Consider the following 11,561-nt stretch of genomic DNA (forward strand, 5'->3'; position numbering starts at 1 on the left):
TCCTTATAATAAACTTAAAATTTGCCGAAGATGCAACCACTTTACAGTACTGGGTGATGCGCAGTGCCCCGTGTGCGGCAAATTTGCCCTAAAAAATGTTGAAGCTCAGGCAGCTTATAAGCTGAAGCTTAAGATGTGGAAAGAGCGGTTTTTTGCTTTGTTTATTATCATTGTCGGATTTGCAATGAGCGAATCAGCAATGCATTCCACTTTGATTGTTGCCGGAGGAATGCTGCTAGTCGCTCTATTATGGACGTTGCAGAAGCGGTCGACCCCTGCACTTTTGCTCCTGCAGCTGCAAAAAATATTTCAAAAAGAGGCATATACCCTCTCTGCAGGTCTAGTAAATGACCGAGAAACAGCTATTCAAGTGTTCCATAGCGGCGATAAACCGCTTGCGTATGAAATGCTGCGTGAAATTGGCGCGCTCGTCCATACCGACCAGCTTCGACTGGAGCAAATTTTGCTGCTTCAATCCTTTGTTTTGCGCAAGGATATGGATTTGATGCTGGACCCCTTGTTAATGGATCATTTTAATCCCGATCTCGTTGAATATATTGGCGAGCTTGCCAAAATCAGAAGAGATTTGCTGAAAGAAAATACATTCCGTTATGTTTTACTTCACGAGGCGCAGATTTTGAAAATGGAGCATGGCGAGAGCATTCTCGTTGGTGTTGCCGGTGCGGCGGTCAGGATGAAGCGATACATCACACTCTACCCCTATTTGCTGATGCGCTATGCACGAAAGCTTCCTAAAGACCGTTTCTTGCGGCTTTATCAAATGCTTCAAAGCAGTCCGCACGCAGGCGCCAGCCCTTTATATCAAGAAGTAATGGAAATCTATAATGAACGTTACAAATGGGACGAGGATTTCAAGCGTACGAGCAAGGAAACAGACCTGCAAACAGATCGAAACTAAATAAGCAAATTAGAGAAATAATGAATAAAGGCAAACAGTCACTTTAACAAAAGTGATCGTTTGCCTTTTTTATGTGAATGAATGATTAGAGTCTTTAGGCAAAAATCAAAGCTTGTTCTCAGCTATGCTCAGACACTGTTTTCTTTAAAGGAATAACCATACTCCAAGTGTTCCCTTCAAAATCCCAAGGCTGAGTCCCGTTTCCGGTTGCCAGAAATAAATGGGTTGGCTTGCCATCATGGAACAACAAATTAGGACGCTCGATGTTCGCTTGAACCGTCCTCGTGCCATCATCCCACAGGACATCTCTTGTATACGCCTTAGGATCATTTGAAATATCCCAGTGCAAGCAATCGGTGCTTGTTGCATAGATGCCCGCTCCCCAATCGCCAGTGACACCGCCCGAATCGTTTTTAAAATCATCTTTAATTAAAATATGAAATTTCCCATCCTCCCACCACAGAAACGGATCTTCGACGTGGAAGTCTGGATTGTCAAACTGAAAAATCGGTTCCTCCTGCAAACGGGTATACGGACCTTCTGGACGAGGAGCACGGGCAACGCCTAATTGCAAGGTAGAGCCCGCATACTCTCTCGACTTATAAATCATATACGTCGTTCCGTCCGGCAATATAGCTGCTGATGGATTGGTTGTAATCGTACAATCCCAATGCCCAGGCGCTCTTGGCTCTAACAAAGGGGCATCTGGACGCTCCCACGGTCCAAATATAGATATCGAAGTGGCTAACCCAATTCTTTTTCGATTCCAAACCTCGACATCTCTTTCTTGACTTATTTTCTCTCCCACTGCTGGGATAGGCCCTCCATAAGTCGTTCCAAAATAGTAAAGATAGTACGTTCCGTTCCAATATTTCACCGACGGATTATGTTGATTCAAAGCGTCAAAATAACTGCGCTCTCTTCGCTCAAATATAACTTCGGCAAAAGTATAAGGCCCCTCAGGCGTTTCGCTAACTGCTCTAACAATCTCGCAGTTGAACAGCCACTGCGCAGCAAAGCCATATTCCTTAGGCCACCTTGAAGCAAACATATGATATTTTCCATCCTCGCCTTGCACAACTGAGCCGCACCAAATATAATAGCCATCCATTTTAAATCCACCGTTCTTCGGTGCCGGCAATAGATTTTCATATATGCGATTTCCCATGATCATTCTCCTCGTCGATTAATGAGTCGATTTCGAATATTGCAGGGTGAATCTATCCACGTTTACCCATTGGCACAGGATCAGGCTGTTTAACAAATTTCAGCGCCAATGCTACGAAGAGGAGCTCTGCCGTCATGCCGATCGATTGTGCCCATGCCCCTATTGTCCCGTTCCATTCTGGCGCGAGCCCAATGCCGATTAGAAGTGTGATGAAGGTAAAGCTGAGATTGGCAATTTGAGAACCAAAGATCAGCTTCGTTTGCCCTCTCACAAACACGATTCCATTCATGACATCGAGCCAAGGCATAACGAGCGCGAACAACACAAAGGCTTGCAATACTCGTATGCTCTCAGCCTGCAGCCGTCCATGAACGCCGATCACATGCTCTAGTAAAAATACGCCTGCGGGTGTATATACTATCAATCCCATTAATATAGCAGGAATAAAACCAAGCATTAATATAAACTTTCGGACAGCTAAAGGATCGACACGATAAAAGTTAATCACAATTTGATGGAAATAACTGAAAAAGCTGCTGAGAAGCATAACTAAACTAGCCGCAATAGCAAACGATGAAATGGCTAGCTGCGCATCCCATGTTTTCCCAAGCATCGCATTAATCGCCGGTCCGATCCATACGGATATAAACGAGGAAAACAGTAAGGGCCGATAAAAAGAAAATACATGATGCTTGTTTTCAACAGGGTGATTGTCCAGCTTTTCGGGCATTTTGCGCACCAGTAAACGTCCTTCTGAATAGCTGACAGCTGCTTCGATCATCATGCCGAATAAGAAAATAATTGCTCCAACAACCCCGCTGGTAACGCCTGTATGTATAAAATAAAGCGAAAGCGCATACATTCCTGCCAGTCTAATCGCCATGCCAATGGTTAACCATTTCGTACGCAGATTGTAAATAATGACACCATGGTAGAGACAACGAATGCCAGAGAACAAGCTTACGAACATCAATACCTTATACACTCGAATAACATCATGGACATTGTCTTCACTAACCCCGAACACTCCCTTGAAAATAAGTGTTCCAACCGGAGTATAGCTGATTATAAAACCTAATAGCATAATGCTGGCAAACACAAGCTGTGCAACGGTAAGCGTCGATTTAAACGACCGTTTGTCGCGAACGAGTGTGGAGCAGGTTTGCCGCAGCAGCACGGCTGGCCTCTCTGTAATAGCAAGCAAGCTCATCGCAATGGCATAGCTGGCAATGATGCTCTCAGGGTTAGCCGCTCGGCTTAAGGTACTATTGATAATGACATGTGAAATCGTAACTAAGCTTGCCGAAATGCCTAACGGGAGAAAAAAAGACCAAAGCTTTTTCATGCTTACTGCTTGCTTCTGTGGCTCTGATAATGATAGGTTCATAGCTGCTTCTCCTTGCCATATCGTAAAAAAGTGTAGGCGTCCTCCTCCCGGAAAAGATACCGAGAAGCGGCCGCCGAACGTATTTGAACTTTCAAACGTCTCAGGAGCAGATTCCGTTATCGTCATCGAATCATGTTTGATTCATGTGAAACGCACTTTTTAAGTATAACTGGTATTTCTTCCCGATTCACCTTCTTTTTTGGTTGAAAGGATTCATTTGTTGTTTTCATATACGATAAATATATTTCTTTTATCCTTTTCCACAAGAGAAAAGCATGTTGCTGAGTGCAACATGCTTAAGCTTAATATCTTGAACAATCTATTCCTATGCTATAGCAGACGACCTCAAGTTATTTTCCTCAACATCCGAAACACATGCGCAATTGGTGCAGGTCCCTTCACGGCAACTTCAGGCAGCTGCACGGAAATCCCTTCGTTCTCATGTGTCCAGTTCAGCTTTCCTTCCATTCCGAGCAGCTCAATCGACTCCAGCAAGCCTTCATAAGGAATAAAGACCGTCTCTGATACTAGAGTATCATCTGATGGATAGTGGTTGGCACAATAAACATAATCTCCTTTTTGCGTGAACGCTTGACTGCCTGTATAGTAAGGCGCGCAAATGCGAGTACCATAAATCGCTTCACCGTTCACCTTCAGCCAAGCACCCAGTTCCTTCATACGATGGATAGCTCCTTCGGGAAGCCTGCCATCAGGCTGCGGAGCTACATTTAACGCGAGATTGCCGCCCTTAGCTACAACCTCAAGCAAAATCTTCACGATTTGGCGCGTCGGTTTATATTTATCTTCATATCGGAAAGAGAAGGACGTCCCCATCGTAATGCAGCTCTCCCAAGGGATATTCATCGCCTCAGTCGGAATGGTCTGCTCAGGAGTAACATAGTTTTCATACGGTCCGCCTACTGTGCGATCTGCCGAGAGCAGCCATGGCTGCTGCTCCCTTGCTTTCTCCACAATCTCGCCAAGGCGAATGTCCTGACCGCTTCGAAGCGGCTTTACCCAGCCGGCGTCAAGCCATAGGACATCTATTCGGCCATATTGCGTCAATAACTCAGTAATTTGCTCGTGTGTAAAATCGACAAACTTGTTCCACAGCTCAGGATGCTCCTGCGGGTCGTAAGTAGGCCCACGCCGCGTATTAGTAAGACTTCGCTCCATATCCGGTGCCCAGTAATAAGGCGTATGCCAATCTGCTTTCGAGAAATAGGCGGCGATAGACAACCCTTTCGCGCGGAATGCATCAAATACATGACGGCAAATATCGGCATATTTATGCGTATGAAACGGTGTCTGTTCATCAGTGATGCGATAATCCGTCGTTTTTGTGTCCCACATGCAATATCCGTCATGATGCTTCGTCGTAAAAATGAGGTATTTGAAACCTCCCTCCTCCGCTAGATCTGCCCATACGTCTGGCTGAAAGCGAATCGGATTAAACGTCTTATTTAAATCAAAATATTGCTGCTTGAATGCTTCGCCATCCTTCTCCCAGTCAATGCCTTCACGCGACCAATCCTGATCCTCGTCGCTTAGCGCCCAAGACTCTACAACTCCTAGCTGGGAATAAGGTCCCCAGTGCATCATAAGTGCGAGCTTCTGATCCTTAAACCATTCCAATCGCTCAAGCGTAACTGGATTATCAGGCCGTATCCAATCACGCTCGCTGCTAAAATTATGCACGCCTTCATGAAGCTCTTGCTCTTCTGTTTCTTCTAGCACGTTATCACTGGATAGTTCGCTCATTGCTGCAAAGCCTCCTCCATTCGGTTATTAAGAATTGCCCAATGCATTTTGATAAATTTCAATGTATTTGCCAAGCTGCAAGCCGTCAAAACCTTTTACATAAGCATCCCATTCCTTGCTGATGTCTTTGGAGCCCGTAATAAACTGTGCCATATTGGATTTTGTATAATCAATAATCGTTGTTTTGAGCTGAGCAGCGATTTCCGCATCATCTTGCGCAATGAATACGCCGTTTGGATACATTTCTTTGGAATGGAATGATTCATATTTTTTCGATTCCGTATTCAAACGTGTTCCATATCCACCGTCTGCTAGCGGGTCCTGAATAGCCATCCAAGAGGAACGGTATGCATAGGTACGAAGTGAAGGGCCAATTTGCTCCCAGCCATCATTATGCGTTTGCTTGCTCTCCCGTTGAATATAAGCATACTTAGCCTGCTTGCCATCAATATCTAATTCGCCGTCCTCTGCCTTGCGCCAGCCTTGCCCTTCAGGGCCATTCTCTTGCAGCACAATCGCTTCCTCCGTGAACAAATAATCGGCTAGTCTGATCGCAGCGATCTGTTGATCTGCGGTCGCCTTATTCGTAATCGCAAATTGCGATTTGCTAATGCCCGCGAAGTTAAGCGTTTGCTGTACGCCACTTGGTCCTTTCAGCGGAGGCAGCGTCACATAATCCTTGTGCCTAGGCTGAGTTTCCGACATATTATAGCCATAGCTTATAAGCGCGGTTGTCACAGCTCCCATAATGTTATCCGGCTCGCGGTTCGCCAGCTGTTGAATCGCATCCGCATTTTGTGTGAAGGCTGCCGGGTCGATCAACCCTTCCTTGTACAGCTTGTTCAAGTATTCAAGCCCTTGCTTCCATTCATCCTTGTTAGCTACAAAGTCGACTTTGCTATCTTTAACTGATAAGAAGGTGCCGGCATTTTTCTCGGTATAATCATCTACTATAAACGCATTCATCAAGAAAGCGGATACGTTGCCAGCCCACATTTCATCGGACCCTGTAAGCGGAAGCTCATCCTTCTTTCCGTTTCCGTTCGGATCTTGTTCCTTAAATGCCTTCATGACCTGATAGAACTCCTCCGTTGTTGTAGGCAGCTGGAGTCCAAGCTTGTCAAGCCAAGCCTTGTTGATCCAAAGCTTCAAAGCATTATCGCAGTGGTAGCATTCATTGACTTGCGGCAGCGCATAGATGTTTCCATCTGGAGCTGTAATAGAAGACTTCATATATGGAATATCTGCTAGAGCTTTTTTTATATTAGGAGCGTACTTATCGATTAATTCATTCAAAGGAAGGAATACGCCTTGCTTCCCATACTTCATTTGCTCTTCTCTTGTAAGATTAGCTTGCAAAATGACTTCCGGATAATCACCGCTCGCGAGCATCAGCTGTTTGCGGTCCTCAAGCGCATTGCTTGGAACGAGATCCCATGCAATCTTAATGTTCGTTTTTTCTTCCAAAAACTTCGTGTACGTATTCGTCTCCATGTTCTCGATCGTAGGAAGCTGAGGAGCAAACATCTTAAGCGTCATCTGCTTATTCACAATGGGATACGTACCTACAGCTGTAAAAAGATCCTCTTGCACAGCATTTGTTTCTTTTTGTCCTGTTTCCTCTGTTTTGCCATTGCCGGATTTCCCCGTATCCTTGCTGCAAGCAGCTAGAATAACAACACAGCTAAGTACGACACACATTAAGATTGCACTGGATTTTTTCCATCCTTTTCTCATAAAACCGACTCCTCCTTGTTATATCCTAGTCAATCCTAGCAGCATGCTGTAACGTTTGTAACTGAATGATTGCCTCGGCCCCAAAGGCAACCCATCCCCCCTCCAAAAGAAATCCTCCTACTCATCCCTTCAAGGAACCAATCATGACGCCTTTGACAAAATACTTCTGAACAAAAGGATAGATGATGAGTACAGGTCCGCTAGCAACAACTATCAATGAATATTTCAATAAATCCTTTAGTCCCTGCTGAGCAAGCATCTGATTCGCATTGGAAATCATCGACGCATCCACCGTATTTAGAATTAGAATATTACGCAATACGATTTGCAGGGGAAACAATTCCTGGGATCGCAGAAATATGAGTGCATCGAAATATGCATTCCAATGTCCTACTGCATACATCAGCATCATAACGGCCAAGATTGGTTTCGAGAGCGGGAGTACGATGCTGAAAATAAACCGAATGTCGCTGCAGCCATCGAGGTCCGCCGCCTCGGACAGCTCCTCAGGAATACTGGTCTGGAAGAAGGTTCGTGCTATGATGACTTGGAATACGGCAAGAGCTCCCGGCAAAATCATAGCCCATCTTGTATCCAGCAGATGCAATTGTTTGACAACCAAATAATACGGAATCAACCCGCCCTCAAACATCATCGTGATAACAAGAAGAACCATGAAAAAATTTCTTCCATAAAACGTTTTCCTCGCTAACGGATAAGCAAGCATGACCGTCAGAATAACATTAATGATCGTTCCGACTACTGTATAGAACAATGAATTCATAAATCCAGTGCCGATCTGCGGATTGTTGAATACCGCCTTGTAGCCATCGAGCGTGAAATGGACCGGGAACAGCCATACCTTGCCGGAGACGACAGCCTGCGGCGAACTAAAGGAAGAGCTTAAAATATAGAGAAGCGGCAGAAGCACCACTAATAGAACCACAGTCAGAAAAGCATAAATGAATGCCATGAATAAACGATCTCCGTTTGATTCTCGAATGGTAACGTTTTTTTTCATAAAGTCTCCCTTCTGCCTCAATTACCACAGACTATTATTTGAAATTTTTCTAGCGATATAGTTGACGACAATCAGCAATGTTAAATTAATAACGGAGTTGAAAACTCCGATTGCTGCTGAGAAGCTGAAGCTCGAACCCAGCAAGCCCACTTTATACACATAAGTAGAAATGACTTCTGAGGTCGCTAGGTTAAGCGGATTTTGCATTAAATAAATTTTCTCAAAACCGAGTTTCATCAGATTGCCTAAATTAAGAATAAGAAGAATGACGGATACCGGAATTAAACTAGGGATATCGACATTAATAATTTTTTGTATTCTCGATGCCCCATCAACCCTTGCCGCTTCATACAGCTCAGGATTGACGCCAGCTAATGCCGCAATATAGATAATGGCCCCGTAACCGGTATGCTGCCACACATCCGACCAGACATAGATGGATTTGAATAATGAAGGAATACCCATAAAGTTTGTGTTTTCCACGCCAAGCATTTGGAACAATTTGCTGACGATCCCCACGTTTGGGGTCAAGTTGACAATTAAGATCGATACCATAATGACCGTTGATATAAAGTAAGGTGCATAAGAAACCAGCTGTACACTTTTCTTGAATAGTCCATTGCGCACTTCATTAAGCGCAAGCGCAAGGATGATTGGGGCTGGAAAGCCGACTAACAAGCCATAGAAGCTAATGCCAAGCGTATTTTTCATATAGAGCCAAAAATTTGGTGATTCGAAAAACTGCTTGAAATATTTTAGCCCGATCCACTCGCTTCCAAAGATGCCCTTAATGACGTTGTAATCTTTGAACGCGATCACGATGCCAGCCATGGGGACATATTTGAATATAATGAGATAAGCAATCGGCAATAAAATGACGATATACAATTGCCAGTGGCGAGCCATTTTGCGTAGAGGCCCATACCTTCTTGCTGGATGTGCAAAGGCCTGCGGAACGGAATGCCATTCATGATTAACTTTGGACAAGGGCTAGCCTCCTTTAACATTCTCATTTTTGGTTGCGCTTTCATGTGATCATTTTATAAGCTGCCCTCACCATGCAACAAGATACATTAATTGCTCGCTTAACCTTTTTCGCATCGCTGCTCCATAAGAAACGGCAGCACCTTATACTATCGGTGCTGCCGTCCCTATAGCATCCATTTTTCGATAAAAGAACTAACATAATTCTTGCGCTTAACGATTTTCAACACCATGTATATTCAGCCATTTTGCTGCTTCAGCGTCTCTGAACGGTATTCGCCTGGCGAGCATCCAACCACTTTCTTGAACACTCTCGTAAACGAAATCGCACTTGTGTAGCCAACCTCTTCCGCAATATCCTGAACCGTCCTCCGTGTCTCTTTCAAAAGCCGCTTCGCTTCATTCAGCCGAATATCAATTAAGAAATCAATGAACTTCTGGCCTGTTGTTTCTTTGAACAGCTTGCTCACATATTTGGCATTCATATCATATTTCTCGCTTAAATATTCAAGCGACATATTCGGATTTACATATTCCTCTTCAATAACTCTCCGCATCTCCTGAATAATGCCGGCATGCTGACCGCTATATCGCATATCTGCAAGCGTATGCTCAAGCTCTGTCATTTTACCGATGATCGCCTCGTGCATATTTTCCAGAGAATGGCAGTTATCCAATTTCCCCGTTAGAACCGGCAGTGCTTCGCTTTCCCATACGAGATTAAATTCCTTGCCGAGAGCAGACAGCTCGCGTCCCAAACTATAAAGCAAGTAATTAATAACATTCATAATCTCGTCCTTAGTGAGCAAGCCTTGCTTCATCTGGCTGAACAAATCGTCTAATTCTGCTCTCCAGCTCGCTTCTGATTTGCGGAAGGCATAAACAGCCGATCTAATCATCCCAAGATAAGCGTATACTTCAACTTGGCCTTGACTCATCATATCCTCGCGTGTAATAAGGCGATTTTCGCCAAGCACCATTTTGTAATTAAGTGCTTCCAAAGCCTGTTGAAACGACTTTGCGATTTCAGAATGCTGCAAGGCTGGATCACCGATTCCTATACTAATCGTGAACTTCATATTTTGTTCAATCCAAGCCCGAATGCTGTCACATAGCTGAACTAGCATTGCAGCAGGAGCATTCCCGCTCTCAAATAAAATAACACTGAGACGAGAAGAGGCTGTCCATTCTGCCCAGCACGCGTATCCGAAGCGTGACGATTGCTCATAAGTAATACTTCGCAGAGCGAATTTCAACAAATTTTGATCGTTTCGCGAATAACTGCTGCAAAACTCTCCGTACTTATCCAGTTCCATGACAATAAGCGTATGGCGATCCGCAGGCGCGGGAAGCTGCAGCCGCTGCGCTTCGCGCTGCCATTCCCCAAGCGTCAGCTCCGCTCCAGCCTCAATAAGCTGATGGAATAGATTACGTGTCCGTAAATGAAGATCTTCCTTATATTGCTGCTGATATTGCCTTGCCTGCTCTGTTAAATTATCAAGTGCGGATTCGATAAAGACAAACTCGTTAATCCTGCCCGATCCGATATTTTTCCCACTTTCTGCCAGCGCTAATTTATATCCGCTGAAGCGTGACACAATTTGTTCTACCGGCTTCGCATTTCGCCTTGATATATAAATCATCCATACGAGACCTGCAATGATCATCAGGAGCCCGATTACAAACCATACGTTATAGAGCAACGATACCGTTTGAATAAACGTACCTTGCACAAAACCGCTTATATAAGACCAATTTGAATAACTCGATTTATAATTTGCATAAACGCGCATAGAATCTACAGGTTCTGCCGCATTGAGCAATTCATTGCCCGCTCCGTCTTTGATGCGAATGAAGCTGACTTCCGAATTGTAAAGCTCATGAACTAAACGCTCCAAAGAATCCGTTGCGACATTGACAACGATCATACCTTTTTCACCCGTCATGAATGGAGCACCTCTCACGAGGCTGACAACATCCTTGCTCTCCAATAACGTAAATTGCTTAAATGCCCGCTTATCCGTCCATTTCTGAGAGATCGTATTGCGATATTGCTCGATAAAAGCTTTGTCTGGATAGGTGTCGATATGTCCGCCCGTCGCATTACTTAGCACAACCTGATCTTCATAGCGAACCAGATAGACAGAATCAATGAGCGGATAATAAGAAATCATATCGTTCATTTTCATGACGGCGCTAATGTTAATATAAGGGTCACCATTCTCGTTGCTGTTGAAAAAATCGATAAGTGACTTGTTGTTAATCGATTCCTTCATCACCATGTTATCTATCGCTCGCAAGGACGTGTCGATTAACCTCATCGCTTGCAAAGACAACATGCTGTTAGCATTAATAGCTTCTTTCCGACCCTGCTCACTAATTAATTGAAAAAACACAAAAAAAGTGAAGGTAACTACGATAATAAATATCGGCATATAGGAAAGAAGCAGCCGATTAAACCACGATTTGCTCATCATTAGCCCTCACCCTTTTCTCTGATGATTAGCGCCGTTTTCTTGTTTATAAACAGCCGCCCTTTACCTGAAGTTTCAAAGCCATGCAACGAACACATAAACTTTCTCTG

8 protein-coding genes are annotated in these 11,561 nt (G+C 44.2%); 1 reads left to right on the top strand and 7 read right to left on the bottom strand.

The features are described from left to right. On the top strand, nucleotides 1-919 hold a 919-nt coding region (locus AC1DSE_RS06960), incomplete at its 5' end, for a hypothetical protein (RefSeq protein ID WP_477527527.1). A gap of 118 nt (nucleotides 920-1,037) precedes the next feature. Here AC1DSE_RS06960 and AC1DSE_RS06965 read toward each other — a convergent pair. The 7 genes from AC1DSE_RS06965 to AC1DSE_RS06995 all read right to left on the bottom strand — a co-directional run bounded on the left by AC1DSE_RS06965 (nucleotide 1,038) and on the right by AC1DSE_RS06995 (nucleotide 11,454). Next, entirely contained in the window at nucleotides 1,038-2,087 is a 1,050-nt protein-coding gene (locus AC1DSE_RS06965) for a glycoside hydrolase family protein (RefSeq protein ID WP_477509159.1), read from the bottom strand. Between the two features lie 52 nt (nucleotides 2,088-2,139). Further along, on the bottom strand, nucleotides 2,140-3,474 hold the full coding sequence (locus AC1DSE_RS06970) for a multi antimicrobial extrusion protein MatE (protein WP_477509160.1): 1,335 nt from the start codon (nucleotides 3,472-3,474) through the stop codon (nucleotides 2,140-2,142). Nucleotides 3,475-3,819: 345 nt separating this feature from the next. Beyond that, nucleotides 3,820-5,235 (bottom strand): alpha-L-fucosidase, encoded by a 1,416-nt coding sequence (locus tag AC1DSE_RS06975; RefSeq protein WP_477527528.1) that lies wholly within the window; start codon nucleotides 5,233-5,235, stop codon nucleotides 3,820-3,822. A gap of 27 nt (nucleotides 5,236-5,262) precedes the next feature. Further along, nucleotides 5,263-6,972, bottom strand: coding sequence for an ABC transporter substrate-binding protein (locus AC1DSE_RS06980; protein WP_477527529.1), 1,710 nt, complete (start codon nucleotides 6,970-6,972; stop codon nucleotides 5,263-5,265). A 121-nt stretch (nucleotides 6,973-7,093) separates the two neighbouring features. Next, the gene (locus tag AC1DSE_RS06985; protein WP_477527530.1) at nucleotides 7,094-7,993 is read right to left on the bottom strand and encodes a carbohydrate ABC transporter permease; all 900 of its coding nucleotides are present in this window, start codon (nucleotides 7,991-7,993) and stop codon (nucleotides 7,094-7,096) included. A gap of 21 nt (nucleotides 7,994-8,014) precedes the next feature. Then, nucleotides 8,015-8,899: an ABC transporter permease gene (locus tag AC1DSE_RS06990; protein WP_477509326.1), complete on the bottom strand. Its 885-nt coding sequence runs from the start codon at nucleotides 8,897-8,899 to the stop codon at nucleotides 8,015-8,017. A 317-nt stretch (nucleotides 8,900-9,216) separates the two neighbouring features. After that, nucleotides 9,217-11,454, bottom strand: a complete 2,238-nt coding sequence (locus AC1DSE_RS06995; protein WP_477509164.1) for a helix-turn-helix domain-containing protein — start codon at nucleotides 11,452-11,454, stop codon at nucleotides 9,217-9,219. Between the last annotated feature and the right edge of the window lie 107 nt (nucleotides 11,455-11,561).

The organism is Paenibacillus sp. 01L418 (genome assembly GCF_056400045.1).